Annotated in this window: 16 protein-coding genes and 1 tRNA gene; 5 read left to right on the forward strand and 12 right to left on the reverse strand. The window is 50.5% G+C overall.

What is annotated here, in order from left to right; translation table 11 throughout:
• Positions 1-7: 7 nt before the first annotated feature.
• The 3 genes from L0B52_RS04100 to dacB all read right to left on the reverse strand — a co-directional run bounded on the left by L0B52_RS04100 (position 8) and on the right by dacB (position 3749).
• Positions 8-1312, reverse strand: a complete 1305-nt coding sequence (locus L0B52_RS04100; protein ID WP_235065282.1) for a nucleotide sugar dehydrogenase — start codon at positions 1310-1312, stop codon at positions 8-10.
• A 329-nt stretch (positions 1313-1641) separates the two neighbouring features.
• A complete protein-coding gene (locus tag L0B52_RS04105) occupies positions 1642-2346 on the reverse strand; it encodes a murein L,D-transpeptidase family protein (RefSeq protein WP_235065283.1) in 705 nt (234 codons plus the stop codon).
• Positions 2343-3749, reverse strand: coding sequence for a D-alanyl-D-alanine carboxypeptidase/D-alanyl-D-alanine-endopeptidase (dacB, locus tag L0B52_RS04110; protein WP_235065288.1), 1407 nt, complete (start codon positions 3747-3749; stop codon positions 2343-2345). Before dacB ends, L0B52_RS04105 begins: the two co-directional genes overlap by 4 nt.
• 76 nt (positions 3750-3825) lie before the next feature.
• Here dacB and yjgA point away from each other — a divergent pair, with 76 nt between their 5' ends.
• Positions 3826-4386: a ribosome biogenesis factor YjgA gene (yjgA, locus tag L0B52_RS04115; RefSeq protein ID WP_235065289.1), complete on the forward strand. Its 561-nt coding sequence runs from the start codon at positions 3826-3828 to the stop codon at positions 4384-4386.
• On the forward strand, positions 4383-5519 hold the full coding sequence (gene hemW / locus L0B52_RS04120) for a radical SAM family heme chaperone HemW (RefSeq protein ID WP_235065294.1): 1137 nt from the start codon (positions 4383-4385) through the stop codon (positions 5517-5519). The genes yjgA and hemW overlap by 4 nt, the downstream gene beginning before the upstream one ends.
• A 4-nt stretch (positions 5520-5523) precedes the next feature.
• Here hemW and L0B52_RS04125 read toward each other — a convergent pair whose 3' ends face one another.
• Positions 5524-6369, reverse strand: a complete 846-nt coding sequence (locus L0B52_RS04125; RefSeq protein ID WP_235065295.1) for a YicC/YloC family endoribonuclease — start codon at positions 6367-6369, stop codon at positions 5524-5526.
• 112 nt (positions 6370-6481) lie between these two features.
• Between L0B52_RS04125 and rph the strand changes: the two genes are divergently transcribed.
• Together rph and rdgB are read left to right on the forward strand one after the other, a co-directional pair.
• Positions 6482-7204: a ribonuclease PH gene (gene rph, locus L0B52_RS04130; RefSeq protein ID WP_235065296.1), complete on the forward strand. Its 723-nt coding sequence runs from the start codon at positions 6482-6484 to the stop codon at positions 7202-7204.
• Positions 7204-7797, forward strand: a complete 594-nt coding sequence (gene rdgB / locus L0B52_RS04135; RefSeq protein ID WP_235065299.1) for an RdgB/HAM1 family non-canonical purine NTP pyrophosphatase — start codon at positions 7204-7206, stop codon at positions 7795-7797. The genes rph and rdgB overlap by 1 nt, the downstream gene beginning before the upstream one ends.
• 70 nt (positions 7798-7867) lie before the next feature.
• Here the strand turns inward: rdgB and L0B52_RS04140 are convergent, their stop codons facing one another.
• The 6 genes from L0B52_RS04140 to L0B52_RS04165 all read right to left on the reverse strand — a co-directional run bounded on the left by L0B52_RS04140 (position 7868) and on the right by L0B52_RS04165 (position 16707).
• The gene (locus L0B52_RS04140; RefSeq protein ID WP_235065301.1) at positions 7868-9091 is read right to left on the reverse strand and encodes an HlyD family type I secretion periplasmic adaptor subunit; all 1224 of its coding nucleotides are present in this window, start codon (positions 9089-9091) and stop codon (positions 7868-7870) included.
• A complete protein-coding gene (locus tag L0B52_RS04145; protein WP_235065302.1) occupies positions 9091-11301 on the reverse strand; it encodes a type I secretion system permease/ATPase in 2211 nt (736 codons plus the stop codon). Before L0B52_RS04145 ends, L0B52_RS04140 begins: the two co-directional genes overlap by 1 nt.
• A gap of 20 nt (positions 11302-11321) precedes the next feature.
• Entirely contained in the window at positions 11322-13667 is a 2346-nt protein-coding gene (locus L0B52_RS04150) for a TolC family protein (protein WP_235065303.1), read from the reverse strand.
• An 88-nt stretch (positions 13668-13755) separates the two neighbouring features.
• On the reverse strand, positions 13756-14061 hold the full coding sequence (locus L0B52_RS04155; RefSeq protein WP_235065304.1) for a hypothetical protein: 306 nt from the start codon (positions 14059-14061) through the stop codon (positions 13756-13758).
• Between the two features lie 25 nt (positions 14062-14086).
• Positions 14087-15421 (reverse strand): aminopeptidase P N-terminal domain-containing protein, encoded by a 1335-nt coding sequence (locus tag L0B52_RS04160; protein ID WP_235065305.1) that lies wholly within the window; start codon positions 15419-15421, stop codon positions 14087-14089.
• The gene (locus L0B52_RS04165; protein WP_235065306.1) at positions 15418-16707 is read right to left on the reverse strand and encodes a sodium:proton antiporter; all 1290 of its coding nucleotides are present in this window, start codon (positions 16705-16707) and stop codon (positions 15418-15420) included. Before L0B52_RS04165 ends, L0B52_RS04160 begins: the two co-directional genes overlap by 4 nt.
• Positions 16708-16832: 125 nt before the next feature.
• Here L0B52_RS04165 and L0B52_RS04170 point away from each other — a divergent pair.
• Positions 16833-16909, forward strand: a tRNA-Val gene (locus L0B52_RS04170).
• A 51-nt stretch (positions 16910-16960) separates the two neighbouring features.
• On the opposite strand, the gene L0B52_RS04175 is transcribed toward L0B52_RS04170, so the two are convergent.
• Positions 16961-17545 carry a uracil-DNA glycosylase family protein gene (locus L0B52_RS04175; protein WP_235065307.1) on the reverse strand — a complete coding sequence of 195 codons (585 nt, stop codon included), beginning with the start codon at positions 17543-17545 and terminating at the stop codon, positions 16961-16963.
• The gene (locus L0B52_RS04180) at positions 17542-19830 is read right to left on the reverse strand and encodes a Tex family protein (RefSeq protein ID WP_235065308.1); all 2289 of its coding nucleotides are present in this window, start codon (positions 19828-19830) and stop codon (positions 17542-17544) included. Before L0B52_RS04180 ends, L0B52_RS04175 begins: the two co-directional genes overlap by 4 nt.
• Positions 19831-19845: the final 15 nt, after the last annotated feature.

Here is a 19845-nt window from a genome sequence, read left to right on the forward strand (position 1 = left end):
GTTTTGATTATGCCGGGACAACATTGTCATATGAACCACGGTATATACCACGCGAGTCTATGATCAACGGCGCATGTTTTAGGATGAGTTCATAGTCGAATTTATTATGATCGGTCGCAAGCACCACTGCGTCATAGCGCTCAATCGTTGTAGCATCTAGCGCAACGCTAGATAGTTCAAAGCTGTGCTCTCGCATTTTAGGGAACACTGGCACATGCGGATCGCTGTAGGCGACGATCCCGCCCCTTGCTTCTATAAGCTCCATGATTTCAACCGAGGGTGACTCACGCATGTCGTCAACGTTTTTCTTATACGCTATGCCTAACACCAGTATATTAGAGCCTTTTACCGATTTACCAGCCGCATTGAGCCCCTCGATTAACTTAGAGACCACATATTCTGGCATTCCTCGATTCACTTCACCAGAAAGCTCAATAAAGCGTGTATGCAGGCCATACTCTCTGGCCTTCCATGTGAGGTAGAAAGGATCGATGGGTATGCAGTGTCCTCCGAGTCCTGGGCCGGGATAGTATGGCGTAAAACCAAATGGCTTGGTCGCTGCCGCATCAATCACTTCAAAGATATCAATACCCATTTTATCGGCAACAATTTTCATCTCATTAACGAGGCCGATATTCACTGCTCGGTGGATATTTTCAAGCAGCTTAGTCATTTCGGCTACTTTCGTTGAGCTCACCGGCACAACTTTATCAATTACTCCTTCATATAAAGCAACGCCAACCTCTAGACATGCTGGCGCATACCCACCAACCACTTTAGGGATCGTGCGCGTTTCAAAATTTGGGTTGCCCGGATCTTCGCGCTCGGGCGAATACACCAAGAACACGTCTTCACCGACTTTGAAACCACTTTCCTGCATGCGTGGCAACAGTTCTTCTTCTGTAGTGCCCGGATAGGTGGTACTTTCTAAAGATAACACCTGCCCTTTTCGTAGATAGGGTTTAACCATATCTGTGGTGTTAATCACAAAGCTCATATCAGGTTCGCGATATTTATTCAGTGGCGTCGGCACGCATAGAATAATCGCATCACATTCTTCAATGCGCGAAAAGTCTGTAGTCGCTTCAAAGCCACTAGAAGATGCCGCTTTAACCTTATCCGCAGGAATGTGCTCGATATAGCTTTCGCCTTGATTGAGCTTATTCACTTTAAAATCATCAATGTCAAAACCAATCACTTTAAAGCCCATGCCGTTATAGCGCAGCATCAAAGGAAGCCCAACATAGCCTAGGCCGACGATCGCAATAACTGCAGATTTATCAGAAAATCTTTGGATAAGGTTTTTATTCATAAAGCATCTCGATCAATTAGTCACTATTTTTTCATAATTATTGAAAGCCATTATAAGCTATACAATCACCGTACTCAGAATCCCACCCAACAAAACCGCGATAATCGCTATCAACTTACGATTAGGTGCAGCTGTGTTAAAGGGGGGATAACTAGGTGATGAAAGATACTGATAGGCTTGGATAGCATCCATTTACTCTACTTTTTTGAGTAACTTGTTCATCATTATTGTACGTTTTTTCGGCGACTAATGCGACAAAACGGCTGCAATACGTTTAACGGATTGATACTAGGGGTGGCATCAACATCTCAATGTCTGAACTGCATCCTTCAAGGCCGAACCACATACCGTTTACCGACCACATCGACTTCTGGCGGAATGTGCGTACGCTCAAAAATGTCATAGCCTGGGCGGAGCATTTGCCAAAACGAACTCGCTGGATGTCGGCGATGTTTCTCTAAGTTTTCCTGGGTCAGGCGAAAAGGAAACGCATGCACGCGTACAAAAGGCTGCCCATGCTGCAGCGCTGAGCTCACCAAGGTATAGATCTCTTCGATTTGTCGGTTTCCCATCGCATAACACCCTACAGAAACGCATTCACCATGTACCATCAAATAATCACCGGTATAGCCATGCGCGCGGTCATAGGCGTTTGGATAGTTCAAATTAAAAGAAAGGTGATACTGGCTATTCGGGTTTAAGTGTCGCGAGCTAAAGGCGTAAAATCCTTCTGGGGATTGCTTATCGCCTTGGCGCTTTTTGGGCCCTAAATCACCAGAAAACGTACAGATTGGATATTGCTGAAACAGTTCAAATCGCTCCCCTTCACCTTTGATCCACACCTCAAGCAGCGCTTCTTCTTTAAAAATGCGTACAAACACAGGCGAGCCCCAGCGAAATCCGCGTGCTTCCATTTTTTGCTTGGTGTTGTAATCAAACACATAGTTCCCTGCGGGCAAAGCACCTTCATCACGCAAACTGTCGCCACAAGCCACCAGCAACAACGCCAGTAACATCAACCCAAATCGCTTCACTGCTCATCCACCCAACGAATCAAATCATCCTGCATATAGCGACTCGGTAGCGCCGCACGGCCATTACCAATAATCACCACCACATAATCGCGCCCACTACGCGCCCGCACATAGCCAGCAAACGCGCGCACCCTATCGAGCGTTCCCGTTTTGCCGATCACCCGCCCTTGCAAAGACTCACCACGGAAACGGCGTTTGAGGGTACCATTCTCGCCAGCCACCGACAGCGAATCCATAAACACCTCACCTTTGCCGGAATAATATAAGCTACGCAGCAACATCACCAACTGCGCCGCTGTGGTGCGCGTGACGCGTGATAGCCCCGCGCCATTATCGATAATCATCCCTTCAGTCGGCACACCAAACACACTCAGCGTATCAACCACGGCGTCGCGTCCTTTTTGTAACGAACCCGGCGCGCCATACACTTCAGCGCCTAAGGTCAGCATCAATTGCCGCGTCATCACATTATTACTCAGCTGATTCATTTTGGTGATTTGCTCACTAAGCGGCAGCGACTCGCCGCTATAAAACAGCTTGGCAGACGCTGGTCGCTGAGCAATCGCGCCCGTGCCATCGAGCTGCCCACCGTTTTGATACCATAATTCGCGGAAGAGATAATAAAACTGCTCGCTCGCCTCACCCATCACCACAGTCAACTCGCGCTCACCACACGCCACGCTATAGCGCCCTTTAAGCACCACAGTCGCATAGCCGCCTTCGCGCTCAATCGCCACCGATGGTGCGTAATTTTTACTACACGCACCGCTGTTCACGCTCATCTGGTTCTCAACTTGCCAATTGGCCATCGTTGGCCAAACATCGAACACCACATTATTGCCTTGTGGGCGCATGGTGATTTTAACCGTGCGGAAATTCACCATTAACGGACTCGGCACAGCGTTATACGCCGCCCATGGATTGCCATCAAACGACTCACGGTCGCGAGCCTGCGCATCTAAAACATACAGCGATTCATCAAGGACAATATTGCCGGTAATGCGTTTAATGCCCTTCGCCTGCAAATCACGGATTATTTGCTCTAAACGTTCCTCGACCAAAAACGGATCACCACCGCCCACAACGTATAAATTCCCGTGCAGCACACCTTGCGCATCGGGCATCTGATCGACATAAAAACGCGTTTGCCAACGATAATCCTCGCCCAAACGGATTAACCCAGCGGAAGTAGTGAGCAGCTTAGCCACAGAAGCGGGATTGCGCTGTGCGTAGCCATTGAGCTCAACCAATGGATCACTGCCATCAACGGCCTGTACCCACACGCTCACCTCATCGCGCGGCACATTATATTCGTTAAGCAGATTATTGACCGCGGCCGGCAGCGTTTCCGCGCGCCCGACCAGCATCACAAACCACAGCATTATTGCAAAAAACCAACGCATACCGACTTGGCCTCTCCCACGCACAAAAAGGCTGTTATTATAACGCGTGAATTTGTAACAAACATGAACATCATCAATGAATGACGCAGAAAAAGAATACGACGAATTTGGCCGGGTAATCCGTGTTAACCGCAGTGAAGAAAAACGCCGCCGTGACGCGATCAAAACCTTCGCCCAGGAGCTACTCACCCTACCAAGCGCGCAATACGCCCTGCTGCCAATTTCGCACACCTTACAGGCAGCGCTCGCTGAAGGTAAACGCTTAACTGGTAACGCACTGAAGCGGCACTTAAATTACCTCACCAGATTACTCGATGAGCATGATTTCGAGGCCGTGCAACAGGCGCATCAGCATGTGAACCATCCCTTTTTGAATACGGGGGCGAAAATTCAACGCATTCAAAACGAAATCGAGCGTTTAGTGGCCGAAGACGATGAGATTATCGGTGAACTGTTTGCGCGCTACGCTGACCTAGACATCCAACACATTCGCCAATTAACTCGTGGGGTGCAAAAATACCGCGCTGAACAAGCAGCCCTTGCCGAAGAGGCGCGCGACAGAAGCCCGGGGAAACACTACCGTCAACTGCAAAAATACTTCCAGAACCTCGCCTTGATTAACCCTGAGGACGAATGACGATCCCGCTTAGTCTGTATGTGCACATCCCGTGGTGTGTACAGAAATGTCCATATTGTGATTTCAATTCGCACGCGATCAAAGAAGACCCCAACGAACACGCGTATGTGACGCACCTATTGCGCGATTTAGACCATGATGCTGACCCACGACCGCTGGAAAGTATCTTTATCGGCGGTGGTACGCCGAGCGTATTTTCAGCACAGGCGATTGGCGCACTGCTAGATGGAATTGTCGCGCGTATGAATTTAGCTGAGGATTGCGAAATTACCCTCGAAGCCAACCCGGGTACGTTCGAACAAGCGAAATTCCGCGACTACCGCGCAGCGGGCATTAACCGCCTATCGATTGGCGTACAAAGCTTTAACCCTGAACATCTACAGCGCCTAGGGCGTATTCACAGCGGCGACGAGGCTGAACGCGCGGTGCGTATCGCCCAACAAGCGGGATTTACGCGCATTAATACCGATATTATGTTTGCCCTGCCGCAGCAAAGCATTGATCAGGCGCTAGCTGATTTACGCCAAGCGATTGCACTAAACGCCGAGCACCTAAGCTGGTATCAGCTGACCATTGAGCCGAACACCGCGTTTTACGCCAACCCACCGACCTTACCCAGCGAAGACCGGCAAATTGAGATTTACGAACGCGGCGGTGAATTATTGCGCGAACACGGCTTTGAGCAATACGAAACCAGCGCCTGGACACGCGGCGCGCCCAGCCGACACAACCTCAACTACTGGCAGTTTGGGGATTATCTCGGCATTGGTGCTGGCGCACACGGCAAACGCACCCTCGCTGACCGACGCATCCTGCGCAACAGCAAATACCGCGCACCGACGATCTACCAGACAGCAAGAGGCACGAGCAGCAACCCCTACCAGGATCAACAACACATTATCGAACCGGCCGAGCAGCCGTTTGAGTTGATGATGAATGCGCTGCGTTTACGCGACGGCATCCCGTCAGAATATGTCGCCGAGCGCAGCCAGCTCACACTTGATGATTTACGCCCAACACTCAAACCACTCATTACCCAAGGCTTAATTGAAGCCGATATTGAGCACCGCCTGTGCACCACACCACGTGGCTTTGCACTGCTCAATAATGTGCTCGAAGCGTTTTTACCCTAAGGTATTACTCGATATTTTGTACTTGCTCGCGCATTTGCTCAATCAAGACTTTGAGATTCACCGCAGCACGACTAAACACCGCATCTGCCGATTTTGATCCGAGCGTATTCGCCTCGCGGTTAAACTCCTGCATGAGAAAATCCAGGCGTCGGCCGACTGCACCCGATTGTGCAAGCGCCTCTCTCGTTTGTTGGATATGAAAATCCAAGCGATCGAGCTCTTCATCGACATCCGCTTTAGCCAATAAAAAGACCAACTCTTGCTCAAAGCGCTGACTATCCACCTCCACAGTGAGCGCATCGAACTTTGTCCGCATATCCGCTTCAATACCGGCTTTAACGCTCGGATAATGCGCGCGCAGCGCAGCAACCTCTTCGCCAACCGCTTGCAAACGCGCGTTGATCACCGCAGCCATCGCCTCACCTTCCGCAGCGCGTTGCTCGCGTAATTGGCCAAGCACTTCGTCAAACACCGCCAGAACGGCTTGCTCTGAAGGCAGATCATCATCGCTTGCGCTATCTAACACGCCTGGCAATCTGAGCAGCACCGCCCAATCGGGTTGTCCCAGGCTTGTGTAGTGCTCAGAATTTAAGCGTTCAAGCCAGGTGTGCAACGCTTGCGTATTGAGCTCAGGGATGCGCTGACCTTCGATCGGCTCAACGTAGATCCAGCAATCCACCTTGCCGCGCTTGAGCTGTTTACCCAATCGCTCACGCAACTTCGGCTCCAGTCCTCGCCAAGCCTCCCCCAAACGCGGTGAGAATTCTAAGTAGCGGTGATTCACCGAGCGCATCTCAATTTGCACGCGATAGTCCCCAATCTCGCGAATCACGCGCGCAAATGCTGTCATACCGTGGCGCATAAGCATCCTTTTGTTGATAAAGCGCATTATCTTAGCATTTTCGCCGAGCCTAGGCCGATGGTTTGTTATAATACACACGTTTTTGGCTGAGGAAAATTTCATGCGACCTTCTCAACGCGCCCATGATGCGCTTCGCCCGTTAACCATCGAATGCAATGTTAATAAATATGCCGAAGGTTCGGCGCTGATTACCTGTGGGGATACAAAAGTTTTGTGCACCGCGAGCGTCGAAGAGCGGGTACCGCCCTTTCTGCGCGGCAAACAGCAAGGCTGGGTGACCGCTGAATACAGTATGCTGCCTCGCGCCACCCACGATCGTACAGTTCGCGAATCAGCACGCGGCAAGCAACAAGGCCGCACGATCGAAATCCAACGCTTGATCGGTCGATCACTGCGTGCAGTGGTCGATTTACGCGCCTTAGGTGAGCGCGCAATCACCATCGATTGCGATGTGCTACAAGCCGATGGTGGCACGCGTACTGCAGCCATTTCTGGCTCTTTTGTCGCGCTCGCGATCGCAGTGCGCACGCTGATGAAGCAAGGCAAAATCAAGCAGAACCCTCTGCACGGTCAGCTCGCAGCGATTTCTGTGGGGATTTATCGCGGTGAGGCGGTGCTTGATCTGGAATACGCCGAAGACAGCGAAGCCGAAACCGATATGAACGTGGTGATGAACGACGCTGGTGCGTTTATCGAAATCCAAGGCACTGCTGAAGGTCATGCTTTCCGGCGTGAAGAGATGGACGCGATGCTCGATTTAGCGGCCAAAGGCGTGCAGGATATTATGGCCGAGCAGCGCCGCGTGCTGGGGTTAAACCCCTAATGAAAAACTGTGTACTAGCGAGCAATAATCGCAAGAAAATTGCTGAATTGCGCGCGATCCTTGAATCGCTTAACATCCGCGTACACCCACAAAGCGAGTGGGACATCACAGACGCTGAGGAAACCGGCACAACGTTTATCGAAAACGCGATCATTAAGGCACGCCATGCCGCACGTATCAGTGGGCTCGCGGCGATTGCCGATGATTCAGGGATTTGTGTGCCCGCGCTGGCTGGCGCACCGGGCGTTTATTCAGCGCGCTACGCGGGTGAACCCAGCGATGATGGCGCGAATAACGCCAAGCTGTTACGCGAATTGAGCAATCAGTCTGACCGCTCGGCCTATTATGTGTGCGCGATTGTCTATCTACGCCACGCCGATGATCCGCTGCCTTTGATTGCGCAAGGGCTGTGGCATGGTGAGGTACTAAAAAAAGCGTGTGGCGAAGGTGGCTTTGGCTATGATCCACTGTTTTATTTACCTGATCTTGGCTGTAGCGCTGCCGAGCTAGCCAGTGACGACAAAAACCGCATCAGTCACCGCGCACAAGCCTTAGAGCAACTCGCCACACTACTCGCTAACGAGCACTCATAAACAATCATCTAATCAATAAAAAAGCGCTGCGAGATGGCAGCGCTTGGATGTTAAGCAGTCGTGATAAGTCTTACCGCTCACGCAGTGCTTGTTTCATCCGCGTGAGTGGCTTGGTGAGATATTGAAACACGGTTTTCTCACCGGTTTTAATATCCACAGAAGCCACCATACCCGGGATAATCGGCAATTCTTCACCATTTTTATCGGTGAGCACGCTGTCTTTAGTCTCAATCAACACGCGATAATACGATTCACCAGCATCCAAATTAAGCTCGCTAGGACGGCGTTCATCACTAAGCGTATCCGGACTGATTAAAATTACCTCGCCATCAAGGCCACCATAGATCGCAAAATCATAGGCGGTGAGCTTCACCACCGCTTCTTGCTCTGGGTGAATAAAGGCCACATCCTGCGGGCGGATATAGGCTTGCACGAGCAATTTACCACCTACCGGGGTAATTTCCATAATATCTTGCCCGGCGTTAACCACCCCACCAACGGTATTGATTTTGATGTTATTGACAATCCCACGTACTGGAGAACGAATCTCAGCGCGCGCAACCGGATCAGCGCGCATCGCGAGGTTTTCTCTAGCCTGCGCTAATTCGGCTTCGGTACGCACCAGTTCATTGTTCGCATCGGTGAGATACTGATTCTGACGGTCGTTAATTTTCAGCGCCAAATCCGCGGATTCACGCTGCATGCGTAGTAATTCAATCTCTGAAGACACGCCACGCTGCACCATTTCGCGGGTGCGCGAAATTTGCTCGTCCAAAATGCGCTTAGACGCCTGCAAACCAGAAACCGACTCATCAAGCGATTTCTTACGCGCGCTGTAAGCGCTGCGTTCACGATTGCGCAGCTCAAGCGGCACATCTTCAGGGAAATCGATTGGCCCACCATGCGCTTCGGCACGATAGCGCGCCAACATCGCTTCAAGGTTGATCACTTTGGCTTTGGTTTCGCGCAATACGGCTGAGCTACGCGTATCATCCAAGGTCACCAATAAATCGCCTTTTTCAACCAGCTGCCCTTCTTCAACGTGTAAGGTTTCGATAATCCCAGGGTCCAGGCTTTGAATCATCTGCTGGCGCGAGCTCGGGATAATGGAGCCTTGCCCACGGGTCACTTCTTCTAGCACACTGAAATATGACCAAACGACAAATACCACCAAAAAGGCGGCCAGCAGCAACACACTCCACCATAATCCACGATGTTTTTCTTGTTGCATCGCGGCATTAAGGTCGCTCACCAATTTAAGGTCTTTTTTCGACATCGAACGGTTCTTTGCCATCAAGGCTTCCCTGTATTTTGATTTTGTTTGACTTGTGGCGCCACACTCGTTGGCGCGCTAGATGCCGTTTTTTTAGCCTGCGCACCGCTGCTGCCCTGTGGCGCATTTTCATTGCCGGCCAAACGATCGAGCACTTGTTTCTTCGGCCCATCCATCACCACACGACCTTGCTCCATCACAATAATCCGGTCAACCAAGCTAAGCAGTTGCGGACGGTGGGTGACGACCACCAATGTGCGGTGACGCAGCCATGAACGTAGCGCACTCAGCACCATCTGTTCGGTATTCTGATCTAAACCGCTGGTTGGTTCATCAAGGAGCACTACTGAAGGATCTTTCAAGGTGAGGCGCGCTAAGGAAACAATCTGCTGCTGCCCACCAGATAGGCCAGTACCACCCTCGCCAATCGGCATATCCAAGCCTTTTGGATGCTGCTGGATAATTTGCGCCACCCCAAAGCGATTAAGCGCCTCAAGCAACACATCATCGCGGAAAAAGCCATCGCTGCGCGCCATATCAAGGTTGTCACGTAACGTACCTAAAAACAGACGCGGATTTTGCCCAAGCAAAGCGACTTGTTTGCGTAAATAATACGGATCAATTTGTCGGATATCGACGCCATCGAAACTAATCAAGCCTTTTTGCTGTTCATAAAGCGCGGCAATCATTTTAAGCAGCGTAGATTTACCGCTACCAATCCGCCCGATAATCGCGACCTTTTCACCGGCATTAATCGTCAGCGAGACTTTATTAATCGCCATTTGTCCGCTGTCGTCATAGGCAAAGGTACAATCATCAAAAACCACCGCGCCTTTGGGCTTGTCCAAAGCGATATATTTACGATCGATATTGTATTCAATCGGACGTTCGGCTACTTCGTTAACCCCGGTGAGCGCGACTTTCGCCTGCTGATAACGCACCGCCAGCCCAGCGATTTGCCCAACGGGGGCGAGCGCTCGGCCCGATAGAATCACACACGCAATCAACGCACCCATGGTAATGCGCGTCGGTGCATCTTCAGCATGGATGAGATACGTGCCAAAGAGTACCAAAACAACGGTATTGAGTTGTTGCATCATTGTGGAGAAATTCATCACCATATTGCTGATGTCTTTGGTTTTAATACTCGATGCAGCAGCTTTAGCGGTGTAGTGATCCCAGCGCTTTTGCACCCAGTTATACGCATTATTCGCTTTCAGCGTTTCGATCCCATCGACCGCTTCTACCGCCAAACCTTGACGCTGCGATGATTCACGCATCGATTCGTTAATCGAGCGCGCTAATGGTACCTGCGCCAGCAAACCAACCAGTAAGACGATTGGGATAATCATCAGCGGCACCAGCGCCAGTTTGCCAGCCACCAGATACATCACGCCAATAAAGAGCAGAAAAAACGGCATATCGACCAGCGCCAATAAGCTTGCTGAGGTCATAAACTCACGCACCGATTCAAAATCGCGCAGGTTATTAGCATAAGAGCCCGCCGAAACCGGTTTATTTTCCATCTTAATCTGCATTACGCGGCGAAATAGCGCGGAAGAGATAATCAAATCGGCTTTCTTACCCGCAATATCGGTTAAGTGACCACGGATCATCTTAGCAATAAACTCAAATGAGATCGCGATAAATACGCCAATACTCAGCACCCAGAGGGTGTCATACGATTTATTTGGGATGACGCGATCATACACGTTCATCACATACAACGAGCTGACCAAGGCAAGGGTGTTGATCATAAACGTGGCGACGATCACTTGGTAATAATAGCGACGGAAGCGCCAAATCACCCGCCAGAACCACCCTTTCGACAGGCGATATTCTGGGAGTTCCGAGCGAATATCGGCAGCCACCTTCGGCTTCACAAACCAAACATAGCCAAGGTATTGTTTGTTTAAATCTTCTAGGGTGACTTCCTGCTCACCAACACCTGAGATCTCAATCTGCGCCTTACCCTGCTCGATCTTTTTGAGCACAGCTGACTGGCCATCATGAAACAGCAGCACCGCTGGCAAGGCTAACGGCGGAATGCTGTTTAGATCGCGCTGCTGCAGATGATTCTCAAAGCCTTGATGCGTGAGCACATCGCCGAGCGCACGGTAATCAACATCACCAACCTGATCGCGCGGTGTGAGCGTCGCAAGCGTCGCATAAGAGACCGGATGCTGCAGCAGGCGAGTGAGTAAGCTGATGTTTTCGAGTAAAAATTGCATAATGTCTTAATCCATAGTCATTACAGTGCGGCAGGCTGCGCAACCAATATCAATTCACCCTGCTCATTGGTTTGCACATACGATTGTGAGGCGTCAGCACTAATCGTAGCCTCACGCACATCCGGTGAATTTACCACTGCGGCAGCGTTTGCACGCACTGGTTGAGTCGGCAGCTGACTCGCCTGTGTCTTAACTTGCTGCGCAGGCTTTGGCGCGCTGGGTTTCGGACCCGTCGGGATACGATCATCACCTTTTAAGAAAATGCTACCGATCGCATTGTTCGATGGCTTAGGCAAGGTGCGTTGTGTTCTTACTGCTGAAGTCGTTGTGACCGATTCTGTCGGTGTCTTGGCCGCTACCGATGCTGTGCTTGGTGCTGGTGCAGACGCTACAGTAACTGGCTCTGGCTTCACTTGTGGACGTTGTACTGATTTACCAGAATCGCTTGTCACTGCTGACGTTGCTGGTTTCGCTGCGACTAACTCGACATCCGCGCTTGCTTTGCTCTCTACCTTACCAGTAGACGGCTCTGTACGCGAATTATTGTCATCAGCATCACCAGATGTTGCCTGTGATTCTGGTTTCACCAACGCCACTTCTGCAGCATGGCTTTCCAGCTTGATTGTTTCAGTCTTAGCCATAATTGGCGCTTCTTCGCGCGTTGCTTCAACTATAGGCTCAGGGATTAGCTCTGGCTCTGCTTCAACCACATCACGCGCTTTTTCTGTTGCAGCGCTGTTCCAAGCAATAGGTGTCATCGTTGCCTCAGCCCATTGGAAGCCATCAACAAACGTCGGCTCTGGTTGCGCGGCAAGCGCTGTTTGTGCGGCAAGCTCATCCTGCTGCTTCTCAACCGGGATAATCACCAATTCCGGTACAGAGACGGCATAATCTGCGCTAAATTCTGGCTCAACAGGTAGCGTAGCCTCAACAAATTGCGCATCGTCACTACGGTTACTTTTCGCTTCTGATAGAGCCATCATTGAGCGTTTCACCTCAACCATCTCAATATCATCAGCACGCTTATCGACTGACGCACCTTCTGCTTGGCCCGCTAATGAGACGACTTGTCCACCGCTACGAGAGACAGCGTTTTCGTCAATCCCCGCCCAAATACGCAGCGCACCGACCGATGACAGGTAATCGAGCTTAGCGAGCATCAAATCATAGGTCGCTTGCACTTTCAGTTGCTCAATGCCGGCCAGTTCGCTATACGCGTTCACCACATCGAGCAGGCTGCGCTGCGCAATCGAAAATTGGTCTTCGTAATCTCGAGTGACTTGTTTCAGCGCTCTAATTTGGCTATCGGCAATATCAATCCGCGATTGATCCTCACGCATTTTCAGCTCAGCCAATTGTCCACGCTCGCTTAAATTGCGCAAAATATCGTCTAAACGCGCTCGAGCCGCGATAATCTGGCCTTCTTTTTCTTCGATACCTGGTGCGGTTGCACGGTTAAACACGTCAACATCCATATTTAAATAGATCGACGAATCATCGTCTGAAGCTTGTCCGACCAAATTAAGTTTTGGCCAACGATCGCGTTCAGCAACGCGTAGCTCTGCTTCAATACTATCAAGCTCTTTTTTCTGCGCAATAAAGCTCGGATGTGTAGCGAGGTCTTCTTCGCTGGTATTGTACTGAGAGATCAACGCCTCGACGCTATTTTTGGTGAACGGATCATTCAATTCGTTTTCGCTTACCGCAGGCTGAACATAGCGCGACAGACGCAGCAAAACGAGCCCTAGCGTGCGGTTATAATTCATAATGCTGTCTTCAACTTGCAGCAAACGCCCTTCTGCCTGGGTCAACTCTGAACGGCGCCCCGGATCATACGAAACAATCACTTTAAGCTTGTTAACGATATCGCGGTGGCGCTGTAAGTTACCTTGTGCAACATCCAGCGAGAGTTTGGCACGCAATGCTTCGAGATAAAATCCGGATAATTCGTAAATCAGCTCTTCAGCGGCTTCTTCGGTTTTGTACGCGTAATAGTCGGTTTTAAGCGTGTCGCGCTCGATTTGCGCGGCACGGCGACCAAAATCATAAACCGTCCATTTTGCTTCAAGCACTGGTTTGAAGCTATTTGATGAATCTCGGCTATTTGCAATCGGCTGCCTTGCTTTTGCGCCTAACGTTGGCCACCATTGCGCCTCACTTTGTGCAAGCCGACTATCGGCGATACGCTCATTAGCCCGCGCTTCTGCAAGCCCTGGGTCATTCGCCAGCCCGTCTTGTAAGATTTCCGGGAGTGTGCGGCCTTGCGCCCATGAGGCAACGATTAATCCCACCCCGAGGCAGGCGATTTTCCATGATTGTCCGTTAAATAATGTCACACCAAATCCATGTTGTTTTGCATTACCCATCCTAACTGCGTTATTAATCGCATTTTTGCCGCAAAATATACGTAAATGATACGTTATTATTAACTTTTTGAAAACAATAATTACGTGATTATTTCACTTTATTAAGTACTTGCAGCGCCTTTAATACATTAACTGCTTCCTCAAGTTGTTCGCTCAGTTTGGCGCATTGCTTCGCGGCAAGTGCTTTTTCTTGAGCGCTCAAATCATCCCACTGATCTCGCGCTTTCGTCACTTCGCGATCAAACTTCGCCAATTCATCAGCCAACGCCGGGGTTTCTTCCCCAACTTCACGAATTTTCTTGACCAAAGCCTCACATTCAGGCGCAAAATCATCCGCCAACGCCACAGGCGCAAACATCCAGCTTATAAGCCCTAGCAATAGTAGTTTTTTCATCCAAGCCTCCCGTAAGAACTCTTCTCTATGAACAACGCTTGTCGCACGTTTTTAATAATGCTTCGATCTCGGCAACCGTTTTTGGCACATCCGCTGTGGTGACATCTGGCGCACTATTAGTGATGATTACATCATCTTCAATACGAATCCCTATACCGCGCCAACGCACATCAACGCTGGTATCATCGGGTTGAATATACAACCCCGGCTCAATAGTCACCACCATCCCCGGACGATATTCACGCGACTGCCCTTCAGGTTTATACACCCCAACATCATGCACATCAAGCCCCAGCCAATGCCCGGTGCCGTGCATGAAAAATTGCATGAAGCGGTTCTCTTCGAGCCAATAATCCAAGCTGCCGCTGATAATCCCTTCATCGATCATTCCTTGCATCAGATAGCGCCGGGTTTGCGTGTGGAGCTCAAGGTGACGAATCCCGGGACGTGCGGCGTCAATTGCCGCGGTTTGCGCGGCAAGCACAATCTCATACAGCGCTTGCTGATCGCGAGTAAAGCGGCCATTAATCGGATGGGTACGGCTGATATCGCCCGCATAACCGGCGTATTCTGCCCCAGCATCTACCATCAGCAACTCGCCATCATTGAGTGGCGCTTGATTGGTGGTGTAATGCAAACAGCAGGCATTCGCCCCGCCGGCGACAATCGTGTTAAACGACCAGTGACACGCCTGACGACGAAACTCGCCTTCTAATGCGGCTTGCACTTCGTATTCATACGCTCCAGGGCGAGAAGCGAGCATCGCCGCGCGGTGACCAGCAGCGCTAATCTGCCCCGCGCGATGCAAAAGTTTTTGTTCTTCAGCGCTTTTAATCATCCGCTGTTCATCAACAATACGCCGCAGATCGGCAACCGCGTCAATCGGCGCCCCACCACGCCCGGTTTTCTGGTGAATATCGCGCAACAGCGCGGTAATGCGCTGATCATGCTTCTCGTGCACGCCTAAAACGGTATAAATCCGACTACAGTCAGCGAGCATGTCGCTAATCTTGTCTGCCTCGTCGATCGAATACGCTTCATCAGCGCCATAGCGATCGATTGCCCCTTGTTGACCGATGATTTTCCCTTCCCAGATTTCTTTATCTGGGTTACGTGGGGCGCTGAATAAGGTGTAGTGCACCTTGCTGTTTTTGCGTGTTAACACCGCGATCGCTGAGCCTTCAGGAAATCCAGTGAGATACCAGAAATAGCTGTCCTGGCGGTACGGGTAGTACACATCATTATTGCGCAGCGCTGGCTCGGCCGCATAAAGTGCCACCGCAGCCCCTTCCGGTAATTGTTCAAATAATTGGGTGCGTCGGGCAGCGAAAACAGATTGAGCTAAAACTTCGTGCATCATTCTTCCTTCTCAGCAGTAACTTCATATAAGCGTGGGTCACGGTATTCGTTACCAAGCGTTTGGCGCTTGCCGGCGAGTTTACCAACCGTGGTACCTTGAATCAGGATGGAGAATACAACCACCGCATAAGTCATTAATAATATATATTCTTTATATGTGCTATCAGGCAAAGTCAGCGCCATAGCAATCGACAGCCCACCGCGCAATCCACCCCATGTGAGGATGCGCACCGAGCGTGGCGAGAAATAAAACCAGCGCCGCATCACACTCACCGGAATCACCACGCTCACCCAGCGACCGAATAAAACAATCAGAATCGCAAAAACGCCTAGGAACAAGCGGTGGGTATCAAATGGCACCAAGAGCAGCACCACACCCAACATCACAAATAGCACGGTGTTCAAAATTTCATCGATCACTTCCCAAAAGGTATAGAGCGAGGCGCGACTTTTCTCACCCATATTTTTGTGGAATAAATGACCAAACACCAAACCCACAATCACCACCGTAATCGCGGCCGATACACCAATGAGTTCTGCAAACTGGAAACTGCCAAACACCAGCGCCAAGCTGAGCAATATCTCGATATGATAATCGGTGGTGGTGCGCATCAACAGATAGACGATGTAACTCGACACCACACCCAGAATAATCGCCCCACCCACATTTTGCGCAAAAAAGATCGACACCTCGGCAGCACTCATCGTTTCCGCGTTCACCGTCAAAGCAACAAAAAAGGTAAAGACTACCAAACCGATACCATCGTTAAACAGCGACTCGCCGCACACGTCCATATCCAAGCCTTTTGAGACACCAATCGAGCGCAAAATGGCGAGTACAGCGATCGGATCGGTTGGTGAAATCAACGCAGCAAAGGTAAAGCAATACAGCAGCGGCAGTTCGATGCTGCTCAGCAGGTGGATGGCGTAATACATCAAATAGCCGACGATCACTGTGGAGGTCAGTACACCGACAATCGCTAACACAGTAATCGGAATCAAGCGCGGTTTTAAATCTTCAGCGCGGATATGGATCGCCCCGGCAAAGAGCAAAGCACCGAGCATCCCTTGAATCAACGTTTCACCAAAACGCGCCTGCTCAATCATCTTCGTCATCAGATCATCATGAATCAGGCCGAGCCATTTTGCGGCCAAAATCATCAACGACATCACCAGCGCAATCAACATCACACCAATCGTGCGATGCAGCTTAATGAAGCGGTCATTGATCACCGCGAACACCGCCGTAACCACCAACACCAAGGCGATAATATTAAATGCAGACATAATCGTTTAAAGCCAACACAAAAGGCGTCATTATAGAGTAATCACAGCGTAAACACAGGGCTCAAGCAAATTAAACTTGCATCACCTGGCAATCCAACCTATAATCGCGCGCCTTAGAGTGTAATAGACGCGTAGCTCAGTTGGTTAGAGCACCACCTTGACATGGTGGGGGTCGTTGGTTCGAATCCAATCGCGTCTACCAGTTTTTAAAAACCGCTAGTCCTCGGGATTTAGCGGTTTTTTTTCATCTGTCTTAACCCGATAACACACCGACTTCTCGAAAGAACTTGGCATAAATAGCCGCTTTTTCAGCGAGTGGTTTGGGGTAGGCGCGTGAAGTTGATGGTAGTCGGTATAGGTTGAGCTTGCGGTTATTAACTTGCGTTTGTCCCGGTTTTTGCAAGGTCGGCTTGCGGGTATTTTCTGGCAATAGCTCGCATAGCGTATCCGTGGCTTTGCCGCCTGTGGTCATGATGCTGTGGCAATGCGGCACTTTAGCCAGCAGCGCCGAAAGATCTACCGTTTCAACGATGCGTAAAAACTGATCGGAAGCATTACCTTTTAAGCGCTCGACCTTATACGCCACACCGGCAATCGCGATACCCTTTTCGCTTAAAAATGCACGGATTTTTGCCGCATCCCCACCACTGCTATCGGCATTCAGAAAATGGTTTTTATCGTCAAAAAACGCCAAGCCATAAATCCGCCACATATCGTTTTGTGGGTTAGGGTAAAAAAAGTCCATACCCCAGCGCGCTTTAGGTGGCGGGAAGCTGCCGACCATGAGTAGCTTCGCTTTTTCAGGGATAAATGGCGCAAATGGGTGGGTTTCCATCATGATTTTTTCAGCCCAGCAAACGCTTCTGCCATCGCAGTTTGTGGCTTTTGGCAGTCTGGTACGCTTTTTCGTTGCTCCGCAGAATTTTTAGCAGGTTTTTGTGCAGTATGCTTGGTTTTTGTGGCCTCTTCTCGCATCGATAAACTAATACGTTTGCGTTTAACGTCCACTTCTAGCACGCGCACTTTCACCACATCACCAGCTTTTACGATGTCACGCGGATCAGCAACATAACGATCAGCAAGCTGCGAGATATGCACCAAACCATCTTGGTGAACACCAACATCGACAAACGCGCCAAAGTTCGCGACATTACTGACTACACCCTCAAGTAGCATACCTTCGTACAAATCGGTGATTTGCTGTACACCTTCGGCAAAATTGGCGGTTTGAAATTCGCCACGCGGATCACGCCCGGGCTTATCTAATTCAGCAAGGATGTCATTAATAGTCGGCAGGCCAAACTGCTCATTGGTAAACGTCTGCGCGTCTAGGCGCGAGAGCGCCTCTCGATTGCCAATCAACGCACGCGCATCGAGCCTGAGTTTGTCACACATCGCGCGCACCACCCCATACGCCTCTGGATGTACCGCCGATCCATCAAGCGGCTCATCACCATCATGAATGCGCAAAAAACCAGCGGCTTGTTCATACGTTTTCGCACCCAAACGCGGTACATCAAGCAACGCTTTCCGGCTAGCAAATGCGCCATGTTCATCGCGGTAAGCAACAATATTATCCGCCAATGTGCTGTGCAACCCGGCGATACGCGCAAGCAATGCCGGCGAAGCAATATTCACATCCACGCCCACCGCGTTCACGCAATCTTCCACCACCCCATCAAGACTATGAGCTAAAGCCACTTGATCAACATCATGCTGATATTGCCCAACGCCAATCGATTTAGGGTCAATTTTGACCAATTCCGCTAACGGATCTTGCAAGCGCCGCGCAATCGACACCGCACCACGTAATGACACATCCATATTCGGCAGCTCATTGGCCGCCAATGCTGAAGCAGAATACACCGACGCACCGGCCTCACTGACCATCAACTTATCCACACGAGCCAGTTCGCGGCTGCGACACGCTTGTAATAGCTCGCTAACCAGCTGATCGGTCTCACGACTCGCTGTGCCATTACCTATGGCAATCAAACGCACATCATAACGTTCAATCAACGCGAGCAACGTCGTTAAGCTGCCCTGCCAATCTTTGCGCGGCGGGTGTGGGTAAATCGTATCAGTGGTGACCACTTTACCGGTATCATCAACCACCGCGACCTTAACTCCGGTGCGCAAACCAGGATCCAAACCCATGGTTGGCAGCCGACCAGCCGGAGATGCAAGCAAAACATCTTTAACGTTGCTCGCAAACACTGCAATCGCATCTTGATCAGCTTGTTGTTTTAAGCGTGCAAACGCTTGTGTGGTGAGCGACACCAAGAGCTTACCGCGCCAAGCAAGACGCACCGTATCGTGTAGCCACTGACAATCAGCGCCTAGCGCTAAATGCTGTGCCATTAACACTTCGTAGTCGCTAACCGCACGGCTTGACAATTGTGCTGCTTGCGCGCGCAGCTGAACCTGCAATACGCCTTCGTTACGTCCACGCAGCAGCGCTAGCGCACGATGCGCGGGGATTTTATGAATGGCCTCTTCATAAGCAAAATAATCGTTAAATTTACTACCGATCTCTTCTTGTCCGGCAACAACTTCGGCAACGACTACTGCCTCACGCCATAATTTATCGCGCAATACAGCCAGCAGCGCGGCATCCTCACCGAGCTCTTCAATAATAATCGCACGTGCACCATCTAGCGCCGCTTGGGCATCTGTTATCCCATCATCGACGCTAATATAGCCTTGAGCGAACGCTGATGGATCGCTTGATTGCTCGTCGAGTATTTGTTTGGCGAGTGGTGCTAGCCCTGCTTCACGAGCGATCTGTGCTTTTGTACGCCGTTTGGGTTTATACGGCAAATACAAATCTTCCAGCGTTGTTTTATCGCGTGCGGCTTCTATGTTTTGTCGCAGGACATCGGTCAGCTTTCCTTGCTCAGCAATCGAAGACAAAATCGTTTCACGACGTGCATCGAGTGCGCGGCAATAGCCAAGCTGGTCGTGTAACAATCGTAGCTGCGTATCGTCTAGTCCACCGGTTGCCTCTTTGCGATAGCGTGCGATAAACGGCACGGTCGCACCATCATCGAGTAGCGCTATCGCAGCCTTCACCTTATGGACTGGCGTACTGAGTTTTTCAGCAATATGTTGGGCAATATCCATAGATATCCTGCTCGT

This window comes from Suttonella sp. R2A3 (assembly GCF_021513215.1).
In the GTDB taxonomy this organism is placed as follows: Bacteria; Pseudomonadota; Gammaproteobacteria; order Cardiobacteriales; family Cardiobacteriaceae; genus JAHUUI01.